The sequence below is a fragment of the Alloalcanivorax xenomutans genome (genome assembly GCF_032810065.1).
Classification (GTDB): Bacteria; Pseudomonadota; Gammaproteobacteria; order Pseudomonadales; family Alcanivoracaceae; genus Alloalcanivorax; species Alloalcanivorax xenomutans.
Map to the genome: position 1 here is coordinate 1,092,426 of NZ_CP136538.1, position 18,083 is coordinate 1,110,508.

Here is an 18,083-nt window from a genome sequence, read left to right on the forward strand (position 1 = left end):
GCTTTGGTATGAGGCTATTCGCTTGCAGCGGCCCGCCCCCCGGACGAGCTCCCACAGTGGCTGCCTGGCACGATCAGCGCCGTCTTTTCATCGCCCATCCGATGATTACCAAGGGCACCGCCAACCCCACCCACGACACCACATCCAGGACGCCATCTCCCAGCAATGCCGCGATCAGGCCGATCAGGCTGGTGAGGGCGATCAGTACAGGCACCGCGAAAATGCGCGCCGGCGTATTGTGGCGCCGGTTGGGTGACAGCCGGCTCATGAGGCGCCTCCCGTGGGGGACGCTTGTGTCTGGCGGTGTGCCGCGCCAGCGACGGGAGAGCGGCGGGCGAGCCATAAGTAAAGGCCACTGATCAGCACCACGATGGTGATCACGTCGAGCAGCGCCCAGAGGATTTTCAGCGGCAAACCGCCATAGTCACCGAAATGCAGCGGTCCGGACAGCGCCAGGGTCTTGTTATACCAGGGCATCTCACGCATGGCCGCGAACGCTCCGGTGCGGGCGTCCACCAGCGCTGGCGTGACGATGTGAGAGGTCAGCGGTGTGTTGCCGTGCAGAAACACCGCGTAGTGATAGTCCGTGGACCAATCGCCGCCGGGAAAAGCCACGAACTGCAAGGTCATGTCCTCGGCGGCCTCGCGAGCCTGGGCCACGGCGTCGTCCAGGGAAGCCATCTCCCGCGGAGTGGGCACGGTGGCGCCCTGATAGCCGGCGGTGAGATCGGCCAATGACCGGTTTTGCCAGGTTTCCAGAATCGGGGTGGCAAGGGTGTTGACCACGCCAGTGAGGCCCACCACGGTGAGCCAGGCCACGGTAACGATGCCGAGCAGGTTGTGATAGTCCAGCCATTTAAGCCGCTTTGAGCGGTTGTTTCGCAGCGTGCCGAAATCCAGCTTGCGCATGAACGGGGCGTAGAGCACCACGCCGGAAACGATGGCGAGCACCAGCAGAACGCCCATGGCGCCCAGGAATAACATGCCGGGCAGGCCCAGGAACAAATCGGTGTGCAACTGCAGAACGAAATCCATGATACCGCCTTCGTGCCCGGGCACCAGCTCGCCGCTGGTGCGGTCGAAGGAAGCGAAGTGCATGTCGCTGGCGGCGGCGTCCGGGGTGGGGCCGGTAGTGACGTTGACCACCGGCCGGTCGGTATCGAAGCTCATGAACAGGGGCACCTCGCCAGGGCGGTGGGCGAGGGCGGCGTCGAGTAACTGATCCAGAGACAGTAGGGGACCGTCCGGATTGGCGGGTTGCCAATCGCCGCTGTCCGTCAGCGCGTCGATCTCGTCATGAAAAATCAACGGCAGGCCGGTGAGGCACAGCATCAGCATGAAGGCGGTGCAGATCAGACTGGTCCATTTGTGGATGGCGGACCAGAGCGTCAGGGTTTTCTGTTTCATAGCGGAGAGCTGCCTGGGCGCCCCGGGGCGGGGCGCCTGGGTTGTCGGGTTAGTAGTCGAGGGTCGCCGACAGCAGGACGGTGCGGGGGGCGCCGACGGTCAGGTAACCGGCGCCCGGATAACCGCCGGCCGAGGCCCAATAATCCTCGCCGGTGACGTTCTCCACCCGCCCGCGCAGGGTCAGGAACATGGAATCATTCAGCGCGATCAGATAGCGGGCGCCCAGATCCAGCCGGGTCCAGGAATCCACTTTCTGGGTGTTGGCTTCATCCGCGTATTGGGAACTGGTGTGGATCACCCGGCCATCCAGCGCCAGATCCGGCAATTGCGGCACCCGGTATTCCAGATTCAGATTGGCTTGGGTTTCCGGTGAGCCGATGGCGTCGTTGCCGTCCACATCCGCGTCCAGGAAGCTGACGCCGCCGAGTACGCTGAGATCGCGGGTGAGATTGCCATAGGCCATCAATTCCACGCCAGTGTTTTCCTGATCATAGAGCTCTTCGTAAATGTTGGCGTCATTGAGACCGGCTACCGGCTTGCGGCTGCGATACACGGACAAGCTGCCGCCGAGACTTCCGCCATCGTATTTCACGCCGACTTCGGCCTGCTCGGTTCTATACGGGTCCAGTACTTCGCCGATGTTGTCGGCCCCCGCCGATTTAAAATCACCACCAACCCGCTCGCCTTTCTGCAACCCCTCGATATAGCTGGCGTAGACGGAAACGCTAGGCGTGATCTTATAAAGCACGCCGACGGTGGGAGTAACGGCTTCTTTGTCATAGCTGGAGGCCAGCCGGTCGCCGGACTCATAGTCATAGGCGTAATCCTTGAGCGCCTGGTAGCGCGCACCGAGGGTCACCAGCAACCGATCTCCCAGCATCGACAGCTGGTCGGCCACCGCGACACTCCGGAAACGTGTCCTGATGGTACGGCCCGGATCATCAAGGTCGCCTCCACCGACATCGTTGAGGGACGGACGGGCGAGAGGGGTAGGGTTGTAGATGTTGCCGCTCAGGCCACCGATATCGGAGTAAGCAAAGGCGTTATTGGACTTCAACTGGTAGCTGGCGCCACTGACGGTGACGCTGTGACCCACGGCCCCGGTCTGGAATGTGAACCGCACGCCGGTTTCACCGGTTCGCACCGAATCTTCACGGGCGGTATCAAACCGGTAAGCGGTGTAATGGCCCATGGCATTATCAACCGTGGGATTGGCAAAAATCGAATCTTCTTCGCCTTCCCGGGCCCCAAAGGCCGCCCAGGCAGTGATGTTGTCGGTAAAGTCGTACTCGGCGCGCAGAGTGCCGAACAGATCGTTGGAATCCGAATAGGTCCAGGACTGGCCGATGGACTCGTCCGCATCCGGAGCGTCCAGGATCGGAACTCCGGAGGCGAAAGTAATGCTGGGTTGCCCGCCGTCGATACGATGCTTCTGGAACCCCAGGTCGGCGGAGACGCGCAGGGCGTCACCGCGATAATCCAGGCCGATATGGGCCATGGACAGCTCCGACTCCTCGCCGTCCACGGCGGTGTCACCGTCACGGCGGGCGGCGTTCACGCGAATGCCGAAGCGGCCGTCGTCGGAGCGGTTGGCCACATCGGCGGCGACCATGCCCTGACCGCCGCTCCGCGCCCCCAGTGTGATCTGATTGATCGGCTCGTTGGGGGCGCGCTTGGGCAGCACGTTGACGCCGCCGCCAAGGCCACTGCCACCGGGAGCGGCGCCTTTTAGGAAGGTATTGGCGCCACGGAACACCTGCACCCGCTCGACGAATTCCGACGCCAGGTACTGGCGCGGCAGCAGACCGTACAGGCCGTTGTAGGTCATGTCATCGGAATACACCGGCAGGCCGCGCACCAGATACACCTGCTGGTAATTGCCGAAGCCCCGGGCCACCCGCACCGCCGGATCGTTGAGCAGGATCTCGCCGACACTGGCGGCCTGCTGGTCCTCGATCAGCTGCTCGGTGTAGCTGGTGAAGCTGTACGGGGTCTCCATAACCGACTGGTTGCCGAGAATGCCGACGGAGCCACCTTCCGCCACCTGGCCGCCGGCGTAAGCCTTGCTCAGGCCTTCGGCGGAGGCGTCCGCGCTGGATTGCACCTCCACCGGCGCCAGCTGATACGGCTCGGCGCCATCTTCTTCCCCGGAGGTTTGCGCCTGTGCGGTGGGGAAGGCGCCGATGGCAAGCAGGGACAATGAGAGAGAGGAAAGCCGCAAGGTGATTGGTCGCATGGTGATCCCCGTTATGGTTGGTTACCCAGGTGGGCAGGGGGAATTGTAGCAATAATGAGAATGGTTTGCTTTGGTGGCGAGCCGGTCATCAAGAATATCGCCGTTGCTGGAGCACTGGTGTCCCGTAATTCGCTGGCAAGCCAGCTTCCCACAGAGGAACCACGAAGCCGCTGTGGGAGCTGCCTTGGCGGCGAATATTGTGCGAATACAGGTCAAGCGAGCCAAAGCGGTCCGTGGACCACGATCTCTTCGAGACGGCTTATACCTCGAACTTATCGTTCAGCTTTTTCGGCACCGCGGCCAGCTTCAGCTTGGCGAATTGCGGCAGGCCGTTCTTGTAAGGCGGGTAGGACTCGCCCTCGATCAGCGGCGCCAGGTACTCGCGGGCGGACGGGGTGATGCCGAAACCATCCTTGGTGATGAACTTACGCGGCATTTTCTTTTCCACGTTGGCCACCTTCTTCAGCGGCGCTTCACCGATGGTCCAGCCGTACTTCTTGGTTTTCTTGCGCTCGATGGTGGGCATCACGGCGTTCTTACCGGCCACGGCGAACTCCACCGCCGCGCGGCCCACCGCGTAGGCCTGCTCCACATCGGTGGCGGAGGCGATATGGCGCGCCGCCCGCTGCAGATAATCACTGACCGCCCAGTGGTATTTGTAGCCCAGCTCGTTCTTCACCATCTGCGCCAGTACCGGCGCCACGCCACCCAGTTGTTTGTGGCCGAAGGCATCGGTGGTGCCGGCGTCCGCCAGGAAGGTGCCGTCGGCGGTGCGGGCCCCTTCCGAGACGACGATCACGCAGTAGCCCACCTTCTTCACCGTCTCGTCCACTTTCTTCAGGAACGCCTGCTGATCGAAGGCGATTTCCGGGAACAGGATCAGATGCGGGGCGTCCTCGTTCTGTTCCTTGGCGAGACCGGCGGCGGCGGCGATCCAGCCGGCGTGGCGGCCCATCACTTCCATCACGAATACCTTGGTGGAGGTGGCGCACATGCTGGCCACGTCCAGGGCCGCCTCGCGGCAGCTCACCGCGGTGTATTTGGCGACGGAGCCGAAGCCCGGGCAGACATCGGTGATCGGCAGGTCGTTATCCACGGTTTTCGGTACGTGAATCGCCTGGATCGGATATCCCATGGTCTTGGACAGCTGCGAAATCTTCAGGCAGGTATCGGCGGAATCACCACCGCCGTTATAGAAGAAGTAGCCGATGTCGTGGGCCTTGAACACCTCGATCAGACGCTCGTATTCGCGCTGGGAGGTTTTCAGATCCTTCAGCTTGTAGCGGCAGGAACCGAAGGCGCCGCCGGGGGTGTGCTTGAGCGCGGCGATGGCGCTTTTGCTTTCCTTGCTGGTGTCGATCAGATCCTCGGTGAGGGCACCGATGATGCCGTTACGACCGGCATAGACCTTGCCGATCACGCCCTTGTGGGCGCGGGCGGTTTCGATCACTCCCGCCGCGGAGGCGTTGATCACGGCGGTAACCCCGCCGGACTGTGCGTAAAAGGCGTTTCTGGACCCCATTGCAAACTCCCTGAGCTGGCCGCGCCGGCGCGGCGGCCTACCGTTGAAATCGCGCGCATTCTAGCGGAAAAGACACCGGCCTGTCCCCCGGGATGGTGTCCGGCTGCCGGCTCTGGAACAATAGCGCTCCGGGAGGAGATATGAACGCTTTGATTCGCCTGTTCTGGCGCCTGAGTCTGTTTCGCAAGGGGCCGGAGGATATGCCCTATGCGCCGCCGTTGCTGGTGATCCTGCTGGTGGCCTGGCTGATCATGCAAGGGCTCAGCGCCAATCTGCAGACCAGCCTGCCCGCCGGCCAGTTGATCGCCGTGCAGTGGATTTCGCTGTTGCTGGTCACCGCCGTCACCACCGCCGCGCTGGCCTTCAAGGGTTTGCTGACACGTTGGGTGCAGACCATGATGGCGCTGCTGGGGCTGGACCTGTTGCTGTCCCTGGTGGCGCTGCCGCTGCTGATCGTCAACATGGCCGCGGCGCAGCCGATCCCGATCATCGACGGCCTCTACTTCATGCTGGTGAGCTGGCAACTGGCGGTGCAGAGTTTTATCTATCACCGTTCCCTGGATGTCAGCCCGCTGCTGGGGTTGGCGCTGGCGTTCTCCCTGCTGATTCTCACCTACATGACACTGGCTGCGTTCATGCCGGAGGTGCTGAACCGCTAACGCGCCGCCTGGACTACGAAGCCGCTGTGGGAGATTCTATGGTGCCCTGCAATGCTTAGAAGAGCTTTGCGGGGCAATATTCTTGTTGCTGCTTCATCAGGGCGAAGGCGGTGCGAGCGATCTTCCGGGCCAGGATCACCAAGGCTTGCGTGGTGTGCAGTCCCCGGTCCCGATAGCGCTGATAGAAGGCGCGCCAGACCGGGTGTCGAGACGCACTCATGGCGGCACAGTGCAGCAGTCGCCTGACCTCCGTATCTCCTTGTTTGGTCAGCTTACGCTTGCCGGTGAGTTTGCCGGAGTCACGGACCCGGACATCCAACCCCAGGAAGGCAACGAAGGCATCGCTGTTCGTGAAGTCTCCTCTCAGGAAGGCCATGACCAAGGCGGTGGCGGTGATCTCGCCGACCCCGTCGATCGCGTCGCAGCGTTGGACCTGAGTCTGTAAGCCGGCGGCGCTCACCGCGCTCTTGAGCCGTTTCTGGATCAGAGAGTCAATCCGGTCCATTTTGGCGATCAGGGCACGCAGAGGGGCCTTGAGCTCCGGTTCTCCGCTCAGGCTCTGACGTAATGCCGTGCGGGCCTTAACCAAGGCGGCCCGGCGACGCAGCAGGCTCTGCAGCATCCGGTACGCCTTTGGGGGCGGGCTCCACGGGCGTAACTCGTCTTTCTCCTTGTGCAGATGGCGGGCCAGCAACTGGGCATCGGCCAGATCCGTCTTGGCCCGCCCTCCAACGCCTTTGCGGTAGTTGCTGAGGCGGTAACCGTCCACCACATAGACCCGATGCCCCTTGGCGTGTGCGCGCTCGGTAATGTCCATGTGATAGGTGCTGGTCGCCTCAATGGCGATATCGCAGCCCTCGGGGAGGGTGGCCAGCCATTGGCGGATGGCTTGGGGCGTATTGTCGATGGTGAGGGTTTGGTTCAGGTCCTGATGGTGGATCACCAGGTTGTCTTTCGCAGCGTCGATCCCGATCTCCGGGCGGCTTGCCGGCATTGCCATGGGGCTCCCCTGTCAGCTAGGTTAAATGGGCTTGTCGGGGCGCACCGTCACGCTGGCTTGCAGAGTATCGTCGGTCTGAGTGCGCGCTCAGCCGATGGATTCCTTATCGGCGTTTGAAGGTGCGGGGTGGGGCCATATCTCCCACAGTCTGTACCCTAGGGTCAGAAGCTTGCCTGGTCCCTCCACCCCGACAAGTCTTCTCCTTCTAAGACTTGCCGGGAAACCATACAAGCTTGCCTGCAAGCGAATCTTGGGGGCCGCGAGCCCATTCGCTTGCAGGCAAGCTTCCACAGCGGCCTTGTAGACATCTCTGTATCCAGGTCTGCAAGAGGCGCCTACACCCCCAAACACCCCAGCGCCAAAGCAGTTGATAGTGGACAGTTGACAGCGAAAAAACAGAGCAAAAGTAAAGAGGCCGCGCCCAGGCTTTGGGCGCGGCCTCATAGGTTTTATAAACCTTCAGGAAGGACAATCAGTAACAACGGCGAGATTGCTAATTGGCAATCCATCTTTGCATAACCGCAATGCTTGGTTTTAGCCTTTCGCTGTCAACTGTCCACTATCAACTGTCAACTCAAAAAAGCACCATCCCCAGGCTTTCCGCCACGCAGGCGGGTTTGTCGCTGCCTTCCAGCTCGATGGTGACTTCGTTGCAGAGCAGGTAGCGGCCTTCACCTTTCTGGGTGACGGATTTCATCACGAAGCGGGCGCGGACGCGGGCACCGGCGGGGACGGGGGCGAGGAAGCGGCAGCCGTTGAGGCCGTAGTTGATGCCGGCTTTGACGCCTTCGATGGCGTAGATCTGATCCTTGAACATGGGGATCAGGGAAAGGGTCAGGTAACCGTGGGCGATGGGGCCGCCCATGGGGGACTCCTTGTTGGCCCGTTCCACGTCCACGTGGATCCACTGGTGGTCGCCGGTGGCTTCGGCGAACTGGTTGATGCGCTCCTGGCTGATGGTTTCCCATTCGGAAACGCCGAGCTCCTTACCTTCCCAGCTTTGCAGTTCTTCGGGACTTTTAATTGTCAGCATGGTTTCTCCCAAGACAGTAACGATAAGAAAAACGGGCCACCGCTTCCGTGAGGAAGAGAGGGGCGGCCACGCTCCATGGTAATCCATTAACTGGCTCGGGTAACCGCGGTGACGGGAACCTTTGGCGCCAGAGCCTGAATGTGATCTGGCGGGAGTGTGTAATCTTTGTATAATGCGGATGCAAATCATTCCTGTTTATTGCCTGTTATCATTCAGGAGGCTTTATGGCTAGCCGATCCGGTAACACACAACAACGGCGGGGATGGGGCCCGCGTCATCCTCGCCTGGTAGCACGGTACATTGATCCGGCCGGGTGTCTGCTAGTGCGCTGATTTCACCAGTTGAACGGGGCGCCGGCTCTTCACCTGACCGCCGGTTATCGCTATGGTGCGGAGGTTTCGCCCGGGATCACCGGGGCACCGGCGAGAGGAACTCGATGCACATTCATATTCTGGGTATTTGCGGTACCTTCATGGGATCGCTGGCGCAGCTGGCCCGGGCCCAAGGGCACCGGGTCACCGGTGCCGATGAGAACGTCTATCCGCCGATGAGCGATCAACTGGCCGCCGCCGGTATCGACATCACCGCGGGCTATGACCCGTCGCAACTGGAGCCGGCGCCGGATCTGGTGGTGATCGGCAATGCCCTGAGCCGTGGCAATCCGGCGGTGGAAGCGGTGCTGGATCGTGGTTTGCCGTACACCTCCGGGGCACAGATGCTGGCGGAAGTGGTGTTGCCCGGACGCTGGGTGTTGGCGGTGGCCGGTACCCACGGCAAGACCACCACCAGCAGCATGCTGGCCTGGATTCTGGAACACGCGGGATTGAATCCCGGTTACCTGATCGGTGGCGTGCCGGCCAACTTCGGTGTTTCCGCCCGTCTGGGCGAGAGTCCGTTCTTCGTGGTCGAGGCGGACGAGTACGACACCGCGTTTTTCGACAAGCGCAGCAAGTTCGTTCACTACCGTCCGCGCACCGCCATTCTCAATAATCTGGAGTTCGACCACGCCGATATCTTCGCTGATCTGGCCGCGATCCAGACCCAGTTCCACCATCTGATCCGCACCATTCCCGCCCAGGGCAGGATCATTCTGCCGCAAGGAGAACCGGCTCTGGAGAAGACCCTGGAAAAAGGGTGCTGGAGTGAGCTGGAACGTTTCGGCGAAGACGCCGATCCCGGTTACCGTCTGCTGGCGGCGGACGGCTCCGCCTTCGAGGTGCTGGAAAACGGCCGGGTGGTGGGCCGGGTGAACTGGTCGCAAACTGGCCGCCATAGTGTCAACAACGGCATGGCGGCGTTGTTGGCGGCGCGGCATGTGGGCGTGACGCTGGCCCAGGGGGCGGAGGCGTTGAGTGAGTTCCAGGGCGTGAAGCGCCGCATGGAGCTGCGTGGCGAGATAGCGGGCGTGCACGTTTACGACGATTTCGCCCATCATCCCACCGCCATCGCCACGACGCTCGACGGGCTGCGGCGCAAGGTCGGTGAGCAGCGCATCGTGGCGATCATCGAACCGCGCTCCAATACCATGCGCCTGGGCCGTCATCGCGATACGCTGGCACAAAGCACCGCCGCCGCCGACCAGGTGATCTGGTACCAGCCGCCGGGTCTGGACTGGTCTCTGGATGAGGTGGTGGCGCAGTCACCGGTACCGGCACGGGTGGAGCAGGATCTCGATGCGCTGGTGGCGGCGGTGGCCGCCAGTGAGCGCGGCCCCTGCCATCTGGTGGTAATGAGCAACGGCGGCTTTGGTGGCATCCACGGCAAGCTGCTGGACGCGCTGAATGCGGCACGGTCCTGAATGGGAGAGAGCGCGATGCGACAACGGATCACCCTGGCGTTCACCGGCGCTTCCGGCGCCCCTTACGGGTTGCGCTTGCTGCAATGTCTGCTGGAAGCGGACTGCGAGGTCTACGTCTTGCTGTCGAAGGCGGCGCGGGTGGTGATCGGTACCGAGACCGATCTCAAGCTGCCCGCCGGCACCGGTGCCGCGGAGACCGCATTGCGGGACTGGAGCGGTACCGATAAGGGCCGTCTGGTGGTCTGTGGCCTGGAGCAGTGGACCGCGCCGGTGGCGTCCGGCAGCGGCGCGCCGGCGGCCATGGTGGTGTGTCCCTGTTCCACCGGCACGCTGTCCGCCATTGCCAATGGCGCCAGCGATAATCTGATTGAACGGGCCGCGGATGTGGCCATCAAGGAACGCCGCCACCTGATCCTGGTGCCCCGGGAAGCGCCGTTATCCGCTTTACACTTGGAAAATATGCTGAAGCTGGCGCGGCTGGGTGTCACTATCCTGCCGGCGGCGCCGGGCTTCTACCATCGCCCGCGGCGAGTGGAGGATCTGGTGGACTTCGTGGTGGCGCGTCTGCTGGATCACCTGGGCGTGCCGCAGACGCTGGTGGCGCGCTGGGGAGAGAAAGGGGAATAGGATAGTTCGCTGGCACGCAACGTGTTCGTCGGTTTCTGTTCGGGAAATAGGGTGCCACGAAGCCGCTGTGGGAGCTTGCCCGCAAGCGAAGGGGGCTTGCCAGGCGTTTGCAATATTCGCTTGCGAGCAAGCTCCCACAGCGGCTTCGTAGCGTGATCCGTGGGAGCCAGAGCCTGCTGGCGAATGGTGCTAACGTGGTGCGTGTCCGTTGTCCTTATAGCGTGTAATTGATCGGAATCCGCACCGCCACCGGATCGCTTCCCAACTGGGCCGGGGGCGGCGGGAAGCGCAGCCGGCGTACCAGTTCCAGGGATTGCTGATCGAGAATGCGGCTGTTGGAGCTGCCCACCAGTTCCACATTTTCCGCGCGGCCCTGGGCGTTGACCCGGAAACTGACTTCCACTTCACCCTGTTGCCGGCGCATGCGCGCCCGGGCCGGGTAGACCTTGTTGTACTCGATGGTATCCCGCACCTTGCCGAGATAGCGGTTCAGAGCGTTGTCGTTGTCACCGCTGCGATGAACGCCCTTGCCGATTTCCCCGGCGATGCCTTTCTGGCCCTTGGGTTGAGGCGCTCCGCCCGCCACCTGTTCGGTTGGCTCCGCGTCCGGTTCCGCTTCGGGAGAACCGGCGGGTTCGGCCCGTGGTTCAGGGGCGGGTTCCGGCGCGGGCTTCGGCTCCGGTTTGGGGGCCGGCTTCGGCTCGGGCCTGGGTTCCGGTTTCGGTTCGGGTTTGGGCTCCGGCTTGGGTTTGGGCTTTGGTTTCGGCTTCGGTTTGGGCTCGGGTTTGGGTTCCGGCTTGGGTTTGGGCTCGGGCTTCGGTTGCGGTTTGGGTTCCGCCTGAGCCACTTGAGGCGCTGGTGCCGGCGGTGCCGGATTGGGCGCCAGCGACAACGTCATGGCCTGCTGACCACCCTGAATGCCCACGCGACCGCCGGCCAGGGTGAGCGAATTCACCGTCACCAGCAGGCTGCCGTGAACCAGGATCGCGAGGGCCCAACTAATGATCAGTCGTATACTTCGCCTCACGGAGTGTTCTCGCTCTGGGTTACCAAACGAACTTCTTCCACACCCAGGTCCCGCAGTTTGCCCAGGTTTTCGCGCAATACGCTGAGTGGCACGCCGGCATCGGCCAGCAGACGTACCAGCGGTAATGTCGTTTCTTGCCCGCCCTCGGCGGCAGGTGCCGCCGGGATTTCCGCGGCGCCGTTTGCGGCCGCTTTGTCAGCCGCCTCCTTTTCCCGCTCCGCCTGATGCTTGGCGATCAACGTGGCGAGGCTGGCCTCGGCCACCGGCTCGCCGTCATGGAACAGCACGCCTTGCTTATCCAGAATCAACATCAGCTGGCTGGGGTCTTCCTCGGTGGCGGCCTCGGCGCTGTTTGGCGCGGTCACATCCACGGTGGGGCGTGGCGCCAGCTGGCCGGCCACCATGAAGAAAATCAACAGAAGAAAGACCACATTGATCAGCGGCAGCACCGGCTCCAGCGGTGGCCGGCGAGGGCTGTTGTCTTCCAGATTCATGGCAGCAGCTCCAGCTGCACTTCCTTGAGGCCGGCGGCCCGGGCCACGTCAACGGCGGCAAGGGCGGCCTGCAAAGGCGCGTCCGGGTCGCCGGTGATCAGCACGGCTTCGTCGTGGCCGGCCAGCCTTTCACCCAGTTGTTCAAGGGACAATGCTTCGCCGTTCCAGTCCACCTTGCCTTCCGCGTTGACGTGCAACTCCAGCCAGGTTTTGTCGTCCTGCCGTTCCACGGCTTCGCTGGGTACCACACTCACCGGCAGGTCCTTCCAGGCCCCGAAGCGGGTGGCCAGCATGAAGAACACCAGCAAAATAAAAACCACATCGATCAGTGGTGTGAGACTGATAGCCGGCGAACGGTGACGTTCGGGCTCAAGATACATGGGCGATACGGGCCTCGCTGCTGGGAACACTGTCCCGGGTCGGAGCGCTGCTGTCCTGGTCGAGGCGGCGGCGTTGTACTTTCAGCTGGGACAGGCGGTCCTGCAGTTTTTCCCGGCACACCTCAATGGTGCGGTCCGCCCAGTGGAAGGCGGCCAGGGCCGGAATCGCCACGGTCAAACCCGCGGCGGTGGTCAGCAGTGCTTCCCAGATACCGCCGGAGAGAATCGCCGGATCCACCTGGGAGCCGGCCTGTTCCAGAGCCTGGAAAGCGCCGATCATGCCGAATACGGTACCGAGCAGCCCCAACAGCGGCGCCAGCGCGCTGATCACCTCGAGAATCCGCAGCCCGCCACGCAACTCATCCAGGGATTCGCGGGCGCGGCGCAGACAGTCTTCTTCCCAGCTTTGCTCGTCCATATCGCGCTGGTTCCAGGAGGTCAGCACCACCTGGTCGATGGGCGTGCGGCCCGGCTTTTGTTGGGCCGGAATTTCACCACGCTCCAGGCTCGCCAGCAGGGCATCCGCCTGGCGGCTTGCCTTGGGGCGCACACGGGCGAACTGCAGTATCTTGGAAATCAGGGTGGCCAGGCCGATCACGGACATCAGGCCAAGCACCCACATGGTGATACCACCGGAAACGAACCACTCGGGAAGGTGAAACTGCAGAGAAGAGGTCATCGCCGAACTCCATCGTGGAAAAGGCGGATATCGTCGTCGACCGGGGCGTACTAAAGCGGATAACGGCACCAGGGGCGCCGTAACGGGACGATATCTCAGTGTGCGGGCGAGTCTAGCACTTCGCACAGTGAATGCAAGTCATTCCTATTTACAGGAATGTGACGATGGATAGGCTGTTTCAATAAGTGCGGAAGATGAGGGAGAGGGGGAGGCGCCCGGTGGGCGCCTCCCCATGAGGTTATTGCTTGATCAGGGTGTAGTTGAGTTCGGACTCGATGCGATCGCCGTTGATATCCAGCATTTCCAGCGCATTCAGCGCGGTTTCCAGGTAACGCAGCTGGCTTTCGACATCCTCGGACTCCGGATTCAGCACCACGGTGCGATAAGCGGTACCGTCCATTTCCTTATTGCCATAAGTCCACTGGCCGCGCTCAACTTCGGTATGACCCACGCGGGAACTGTCCATGTACTCTTCACGCAACTCGTATTGGGTCGGACGGTCTTTCTCGTCGCTGTACAGGGTCAGGGAGGTACGGATCCCGGAGCAGTCCGCGCAGGGCAGCATGCCGCTGTACAGGGCTTTGTCCGCCTGAGGGTTGGAGGGAGTGGAAGAACAGCCCGCCAGTACCAGACCGGAGGCCAGACCAAGAGTAAGCAAAATCTTTTTCATGCTTCTATCTCCATATAGATCAAGCGTTATGTGATCCTAGTCGATTAGAAGCTGCCGGTGTGAACACGTTCACGCTTTTAACAGTCTTTAACCAGCGCGGGGCCGGGAGGGAAAGGACAGCGGGTCGCGCCGGCTAATCGCGGCGGCGGGCATGGATTCTCTGGGCCACTTCGATGACCGCGATGGCCACCGCCAGGGCGATGAAAAAATACAGCAGAATCATGGATCCCCACTTCATGGCTATGGCCGGAATACACCCCCTGGTCAGGAACTGACCTGAATAGGATGTTAGGGTGTGACTAAAACTAAGCATAACGTCTTATGTCTGGATGGCCATAGCAAAGTGCGGGGAATGGGCACTGGAGCACATTCCCCCAGGGGCGATCAACCGAGCGGTTTCAGAGACCCGCCACGTTCCTCCGCCTTGCGGTAGGCGGGGCGGTTTTCCAGCCGTTCAATGAATGCCCGGATGTTGGGCATGTTCCCGGGCGCCCGGGCCAGCGCCGCCTGCAGCGGGAAGCTCATCTGGATATCGGCGGCGCTGAACTCGTCGCCGGCGAACCAGACATGTTCGCCAAGATGGCGCTCGACGAAGCCCAGATGATCGCTGAGGCGAGGGTCCAGGAAGCCCTGATTCAGTCCCTGGCTGATTTTCCTGGCCACCGGGCGGATAAAGAACGGCATCGGTGATTGTGGTACCCGGGAGAACACCAGCTTCATCACCAGCAGCGGCATCAATGACCCCTCGGCGTAGTGCAGCCAGTATTGGTAGGCTTCGCGGCCGGGAGCGCCCGGTTCCGGGCGGAAGCGGCCCTGGCCGTAATGGTCCAGCAGGTATTCAAGAATGGCGCCGGACTCGGCCACCACCCGGTCATCGTCCTGCAGTATCGGCGCTTTACCCAGGGGATGAATTTGGCGCAGGCTTTCCGGTGCCAGCATGGTGACGGGGTCGCGCTTGTAATGGATGATTTCGTAGGGGAGGCCGAGTTCTTCCAGAAGCCAGAGAACCCGCAGGGAGCGGGAGTTTTCCAGGTGGTGAACAGTGATCATTGGGATGCTCCGGACCGTGGCGTGACAATGTCAAAGCCCGGAGCATAGCAGAGACGGGGTGAACGGGGTTATCGGCCGCCGCCGGCGGAAGCCGCGGTGACCCGGCTGGCGTCGGTGCCTGGTTCCACCAGGGTGTGCACGGCTTTCAGCACCTCATCCAGTACCGCTCGGGACTTCCTGGCGCTGCGATCGTTGATCATGGCCGCCACCGCCCAGGTGGTATTGTTCTGGTCGCGGGTAAAGCCGGCGATGGACCGCACATTCCTCAGCGTGCCGGTCTTGATATGGCCCTCGCCCACCAGAGCGGTATTGCGCAGCCGGTTACGCATGGTGCCATCCATGGCCACCAGCGGCAGCGAGGCGATCAACTCGGCGGCGAACGGGCTGCGCCAGGCCTGTTGCAGCATCAGGGCCTGTTGGTGAGCGGTGATACGCTCCACACGGGACAATCCCGAGCCGTTTTCCAACACCACTTGACTGATGTCGATACCCTTCAACCGCATCCATTCTAGGATGGCCCGGTTGGCCGCCGCCAGGTCGTCCTTGTCCCCGGCCAGCCGGTTCTCGGCGCCGATGGTCAGGAACAACTGGCGGGCCATGATGTTACTGCTCCATTTATTGATGTCGCGCACCATGGTGACCAGATCCGGCGAGGAGGTGGTGACCAGCAGCTTGGCGCCCCGTGCCAGCCGGCCGGTGCGGTCGCGGCCGGACAGGGTACCGCCCATTTCCCGCCACAGGCCGCGGATCAGATTGGCGGTGTAGTCTTCCTGGGACATCAGCGACAGGTAGCGGTCGGCGCGGCAGTTCTCCGGCAAGGCGCCGGTGATGGTAACTGTGATCTTGCTGCGGTCGGAAAAGTCCGGCTCATACTGTAGCGCCTTGGAATTGTGCACCGGACAACGGCCCCGCTCCGGCGCGGTGACCTGGTTGTCGATCACGATCTTGCTGACCGGCGGTTCAGTGCTGACATGCACCTTGCCGTCCCGGCTCATCATACGAATGCGGAACACATTCAGGTTGGTGAGCAGGGAGCTGGGTTCCACCAGATAGGGCGCGTAGGGGTTGTCGCCATCGTCGTTGAAATGGGGAACGCCGTTGGGCAGATGAAAGTAGCTGCCGTCGAGTATCAGATCACCGCGAATATGCTTGATGCCCATGGCGCGCAGATCGCGCAGCAGCAGCCACATGCGCTCCAGAGTCAGTTTGGGGTCGCCGACACCGACGTAGTAAAGGTTACCTTTGAGCGTGTCGCCCTTCTGCTCGCCGTCGGTGTACAGCCGGGTGTGCCACTGGAAGTTGGGGCCAAGCAATTCCAGAGCGGCGTAAGTGGTGACCAGCTTCATGGTGGAACCCGGATTCATCTGCTCATCGGCATTGACGAAGCGGGGCTCGCCGGGACCGTCCAGGGGAATCGCCGCCAGTGACAGGGATTCTTCCGGCAATTTCCGTTCCTGCAGGCTTTCATAGATGCTGTCGGCCCAGGATTCGGCGCCGGCCGGGGATATGGCGACAAACATCAGAAACAGTGACAACCAGAACGGACGGTAAGTCATGGTCAATGCGGGCTCCCTTGAATACTGCATACGGATCCTCTGTCATGGGCAGAGGATCGGGGCTTCCTTGGCGCGGCGACGGCTGGGGACCCGTGCGGCCACGTTAATACGGATTGGTATAAACTATACGAATTGCCGGTCACGGTCAGTGGCAAGCCGGGCCGCACTTTGTAAAACCTTAGAGCCTGTTTGGGACCTTCACGTCACTGTGCGACCCAAAGGGCCGGGCCTCGCTTTCTTTCGGTCCACAGCGGCTTCGTAGCCCCTTCCGTGCCAGCGATAAACGGGATCCCGGAAGACCTCCGTACAGACCCGTGCCCCGATGGAGAGACTCATTCCCGCCAAACCGTGATTACGCGTGTTCATGTAGAATGACTACACTGCGCAACCGGAATCACGACCTGATGACCTTATGACCACCTTGCTGTTGAATCTGCGCCGGGTACCGGACGACGAGGCGGACGAAGTCCGCGCGTTGCTGGAGCGGCATGACATTCCTTTCTATGAAACCACCCCCAGCCTTTGGGGCGTCTCCGCCGGTGGGATCTGGCTGACCCGTCCGGAGGATCGGCAGCGGGCACAGGCACTGATGGCGGAGTACCAGCAAGAGCGGGGCCAGCGGCAACGGGCCGCCTATGAGGAGGCCCGCCGTCTGGGGACCGCACCGACCCTGTGGCGCCGATTGCGGGAACAGCCGGTACAGGCGCTGGCCATGTTGCTGGCGGTGATCGCGCTATTGCTGATCACGCTGCTGCCGTTTTTGACCTTTTAGACCGTACAGTTATCGCGGCTCACGAGCCGCGATTGACCAGTGCCTGGTATTGCCTCGCAACTATAGGAAAGCGGCGTTCTCTCAGGCCGGGTGGGCCAGATCGTCGGGGTCGCCGACATTGACGCCTTTGTGCTGCAGATCGGCGTGGTAGGAACTGCGCACCATCGGGCCGGAAGCGATGGAGGTGAAGCCCATCTTGCGGCCTTCCTCGGCGAACATCTTGAAATCGTCCGGGTGCACGTAGCGCTCCACCGGAGCATGGAAGCGACTCGGCTGCAGGTACTGGCCGATGGTGATCATGTCCACATCGTGGTCGCGCAGATCCCGCAGGGTTTCCAGTACCTGATCGTTGGTTTCGCCCAGGCCGACCATGATGCCGGATTTGGTGGGCACATCCGGGCGGCGGGCGCCGAACTGCCGCAGCAGCTTCAGGGAATGCTCGTAACGGGCCCCCGGCCGGGCTTTCTTGTACAGGTGCGGCACGGTTTCGATGTTGTGGTTGAACACATCCGGTGGCGTCGCATCAAGGATATCGAGCGCATCCTCCAGGCACGGGCGGAAGTCCGGCGTCAGGATCTCGATCTTGGTGTCCGGGCTGGTGGCGCGGATCTCGCGGATACAGTCGGCGAAGTGGCCGGCGCCGCCGTCGGCCAGATCATCCCGGTCCACCGAGGTGATGACCACGTATTTCAGGGCCAGATCGGCAACTGACTCGGCCAGGTGACGGGGCTCTTCCGGGTCCAGCGCGTTGGGACGGCCGAAGCCCACGTCACAGAACGAACAGCGGCGGGTGCAGATATCGCCCATGATCATGAAGGTGGCGGTGCCGCCGCCGAAACATTCCGGCAGGTTGGGACAGGAGGCTTCTTCACACACGGTGTGCAGTTTCTGCCGGCGCAGCATGCTCTTGATACGCTGGATCTCGCCGTTGGCGGGCACTCGCACCCGGATCCAGTCCGGCTTGCGCTCGCGTACCGGCGCTTCCTCGTTAACCATGGGAATGGTGCGGACCTTGTCGGCGCCACGCAGCTTGTCGCCGATACGGACTTTCTGTTTTGCCGGACGTTTCGCCTGTGCTTCGCTCATCTGTTCTCTCGCGTTGGCGTGTAGGCGCCTTTTGGGCGCTTGCTCAATGTCATCAGGGCCGGGTAGGCCTCCGTTACCGCTGAAGCC

Annotated in this window: 18 protein-coding genes; 4 read left to right on the forward strand and 14 right to left on the reverse strand. The window is 62.2% G+C overall.

Annotation, left to right across the window (positions count from 1 at the left end):
- Positions 1-73: 73 nt before the first annotated feature.
- From RYH70_RS05100 to RYH70_RS05115, 4 genes are all read right to left on the reverse strand, one after another.
- A complete protein-coding gene (locus RYH70_RS05100) occupies positions 74-268 on the reverse strand; it encodes a hypothetical protein (RefSeq protein WP_022994082.1) in 195 nt (64 codons plus the stop codon).
- Positions 265-1,407 carry a PepSY-associated TM helix domain-containing protein gene (locus RYH70_RS05105; RefSeq protein WP_317009867.1) on the reverse strand — a complete coding sequence of 381 codons (1,143 nt, stop codon included), beginning with the start codon at positions 1,405-1,407 and terminating at the stop codon, positions 265-267. Before RYH70_RS05105 ends, RYH70_RS05100 begins: the two co-directional genes overlap by 4 nt.
- A 49-nt stretch (positions 1,408-1,456) precedes the next feature.
- Positions 1,457-3,643, reverse strand: coding sequence for a TonB-dependent receptor (locus RYH70_RS05110; RefSeq protein WP_317009868.1), 2,187 nt, complete (start codon positions 3,641-3,643; stop codon positions 1,457-1,459).
- A 259-nt stretch (positions 3,644-3,902) separates the two neighbouring features.
- Positions 3,903-5,165: a 6-phosphofructokinase gene (locus RYH70_RS05115; protein WP_022997519.1), complete on the reverse strand. Its 1,263-nt coding sequence runs from the start codon at positions 5,163-5,165 to the stop codon at positions 3,903-3,905.
- Positions 5,166-5,305: 140 nt separating this feature from the next.
- Here RYH70_RS05115 and RYH70_RS05120 point away from each other — a divergent pair, with 140 nt between their 5' ends.
- Positions 5,306-5,824 carry a hypothetical protein gene (locus tag RYH70_RS05120; protein WP_055098764.1) on the forward strand — a complete coding sequence of 173 codons (519 nt, stop codon included), beginning with the start codon at positions 5,306-5,308 and terminating at the stop codon, positions 5,822-5,824.
- Positions 5,825-5,879: 55 nt separating this feature from the next.
- Here the strand turns inward: RYH70_RS05120 and RYH70_RS05125 are convergent, their stop codons facing one another.
- Both RYH70_RS05125 and RYH70_RS05130 read right to left on the reverse strand, forming a co-directional pair.
- Positions 5,880-6,824 (reverse strand): transposase, encoded by a 945-nt coding sequence (locus tag RYH70_RS05125; protein ID WP_317009759.1) that lies wholly within the window; start codon positions 6,822-6,824, stop codon positions 5,880-5,882.
- A gap of 574 nt (positions 6,825-7,398) precedes the next feature.
- The gene (locus RYH70_RS05130; protein WP_022997506.1) at positions 7,399-7,857 is read right to left on the reverse strand and encodes a MaoC family dehydratase; all 459 of its coding nucleotides are present in this window, start codon (positions 7,855-7,857) and stop codon (positions 7,399-7,401) included.
- Positions 7,858-8,293: 436 nt separating this feature from the next.
- Here RYH70_RS05130 and mpl point away from each other — a divergent pair, with 436 nt between their 5' ends.
- Positions 8,294-9,655, forward strand: coding sequence for a UDP-N-acetylmuramate:L-alanyl-gamma-D-glutamyl-meso-diaminopimelate ligase (gene mpl, locus RYH70_RS05135; protein ID WP_317009869.1), 1,362 nt, complete (start codon positions 8,294-8,296; stop codon positions 9,653-9,655).
- Positions 9,656-9,670: 15 nt separating this feature from the next.
- The gene (locus tag RYH70_RS05140; protein WP_022997503.1) at positions 9,671-10,282 is read left to right on the forward strand and encodes a flavin prenyltransferase UbiX; all 612 of its coding nucleotides are present in this window, start codon (positions 9,671-9,673) and stop codon (positions 10,280-10,282) included.
- Between the two features lie 214 nt (positions 10,283-10,496).
- Here RYH70_RS05140 and RYH70_RS05145 read toward each other — a convergent pair whose 3' ends face one another.
- The 7 genes from RYH70_RS05145 to dacB all read right to left on the reverse strand — a co-directional run bounded on the left by RYH70_RS05145 (position 10,497) and on the right by dacB (position 16,138).
- Entirely contained in the window at positions 10,497-11,309 is an 813-nt protein-coding gene (locus RYH70_RS05145; protein ID WP_022996016.1) for an energy transducer TonB, read from the reverse strand.
- Positions 11,306-11,803 (reverse strand): ExbD/TolR family protein, encoded by a 498-nt coding sequence (locus tag RYH70_RS05150; RefSeq protein WP_055098755.1) that lies wholly within the window; start codon positions 11,801-11,803, stop codon positions 11,306-11,308. The genes RYH70_RS05145 and RYH70_RS05150 overlap by 4 nt, the downstream gene beginning before the upstream one ends.
- Positions 11,800-12,183 (reverse strand): ExbD/TolR family protein, encoded by a 384-nt coding sequence (locus RYH70_RS05155; protein WP_022996018.1) that lies wholly within the window; start codon positions 12,181-12,183, stop codon positions 11,800-11,802. Before RYH70_RS05155 ends, RYH70_RS05150 begins: the two co-directional genes overlap by 4 nt.
- A complete protein-coding gene (locus RYH70_RS05160) occupies positions 12,173-12,862 on the reverse strand; it encodes a MotA/TolQ/ExbB proton channel family protein (RefSeq protein ID WP_022996019.1) in 690 nt (229 codons plus the stop codon). Before RYH70_RS05160 ends, RYH70_RS05155 begins: the two co-directional genes overlap by 11 nt.
- A gap of 238 nt (positions 12,863-13,100) precedes the next feature.
- Entirely contained in the window at positions 13,101-13,532 is a 432-nt protein-coding gene (locus tag RYH70_RS05165) for a copper resistance protein NlpE (RefSeq protein WP_022996020.1), read from the reverse strand.
- A 384-nt stretch (positions 13,533-13,916) separates the two neighbouring features.
- On the reverse strand, positions 13,917-14,582 hold the full coding sequence (locus RYH70_RS05170) for a glutathione S-transferase (protein ID WP_317009870.1): 666 nt from the start codon (positions 14,580-14,582) through the stop codon (positions 13,917-13,919).
- A 68-nt stretch (positions 14,583-14,650) separates the two neighbouring features.
- Entirely contained in the window at positions 14,651-16,138 is a 1,488-nt protein-coding gene (gene dacB / locus RYH70_RS05175) for a D-alanyl-D-alanine carboxypeptidase/D-alanyl-D-alanine endopeptidase (RefSeq protein WP_317010162.1), read from the reverse strand.
- Between the two features lie 412 nt (positions 16,139-16,550).
- Here dacB and RYH70_RS05180 point away from each other — a divergent pair, with 412 nt between their 5' ends.
- Positions 16,551-16,910: a DUF6164 family protein gene (locus RYH70_RS05180; RefSeq protein ID WP_317009871.1), complete on the forward strand. Its 360-nt coding sequence runs from the start codon at positions 16,551-16,553 to the stop codon at positions 16,908-16,910.
- 81 nt (positions 16,911-16,991) lie between these two features.
- On the opposite strand, the gene lipA is transcribed toward RYH70_RS05180, so the two are convergent.
- A complete protein-coding gene (gene lipA / locus RYH70_RS05185; protein ID WP_022996027.1) occupies positions 16,992-17,996 on the reverse strand; it encodes a lipoyl synthase in 1,005 nt (334 codons plus the stop codon).
- Between the last annotated feature and the right edge of the window lie 87 nt (positions 17,997-18,083).

Excerpts from the sequence above, each read along its gene's own strand:
- RYH70_RS05100 (WP_022994082.1), bottom strand. The coding sequence starts at position 268 with ATGAGCCGGCTGTCACCCAACCGGCGCCACAATACGCCGGCGCGCATT.
- RYH70_RS05105 (WP_317009867.1), bottom strand. The coding sequence starts at position 1,407 with ATGAAACAGAAAACCCTGACGCTCTGGTCCGCCATCCACAAATGGACC.
- RYH70_RS05110 (WP_317009868.1), bottom strand. The coding sequence starts at position 3,643 with ATGCGACCAATCACCTTGCGGCTTTCCTCTCTCTCATTGTCCCTGCTT.
- RYH70_RS05115 (WP_022997519.1), bottom strand. The coding sequence starts at position 5,165 with ATGGGGTCCAGAAACGCCTTTTACGCACAGTCCGGCGGGGTTACCGCC.
- RYH70_RS05120 (WP_055098764.1), top strand. The coding sequence starts at position 5,306 with ATGAACGCTTTGATTCGCCTGTTCTGGCGCCTGAGTCTGTTTCGCAAG.
- RYH70_RS05125 (WP_317009759.1), bottom strand. The coding sequence starts at position 6,824 with ATGGCAATGCCGGCAAGCCGCCCGGAGATCGGGATCGACGCTGCGAAA.
- RYH70_RS05130 (WP_022997506.1), bottom strand. The coding sequence starts at position 7,857 with ATGCTGACAATTAAAAGTCCCGAAGAACTGCAAAGCTGGGAAGGTAAG.
- mpl (WP_317009869.1), top strand. The coding sequence starts at position 8,294 with ATGCACATTCATATTCTGGGTATTTGCGGTACCTTCATGGGATCGCTG.
- RYH70_RS05140 (WP_022997503.1), top strand. The coding sequence starts at position 9,671 with ATGCGACAACGGATCACCCTGGCGTTCACCGGCGCTTCCGGCGCCCCT.
- RYH70_RS05150 (WP_055098755.1), bottom strand. The coding sequence starts at position 11,803 with ATGAATCTGGAAGACAACAGCCCTCGCCGGCCACCGCTGGAGCCGGTG.
- RYH70_RS05155 (WP_022996018.1), bottom strand. The coding sequence starts at position 12,183 with ATGTATCTTGAGCCCGAACGTCACCGTTCGCCGGCTATCAGTCTCACA.
- RYH70_RS05160 (WP_022996019.1), bottom strand. The coding sequence starts at position 12,862 with ATGACCTCTTCTCTGCAGTTTCACCTTCCCGAGTGGTTCGTTTCCGGT.
- RYH70_RS05165 (WP_022996020.1), bottom strand. The coding sequence starts at position 13,532 with ATGAAAAAGATTTTGCTTACTCTTGGTCTGGCCTCCGGTCTGGTACTG.
- RYH70_RS05170 (WP_317009870.1), bottom strand. The coding sequence starts at position 14,582 with ATGATCACTGTTCACCACCTGGAAAACTCCCGCTCCCTGCGGGTTCTC.
- dacB (WP_317010162.1), bottom strand. The coding sequence starts at position 16,138 with ATGACTTACCGTCCGTTCTGGTTGTCACTGTTTCTGATGTTTGTCGCC.
- RYH70_RS05180 (WP_317009871.1), top strand. The coding sequence starts at position 16,551 with ATGACCACCTTGCTGTTGAATCTGCGCCGGGTACCGGACGACGAGGCG.
- lipA (WP_022996027.1), bottom strand. The coding sequence starts at position 17,996 with ATGAGCGAAGCACAGGCGAAACGTCCGGCAAAACAGAAAGTCCGTATC.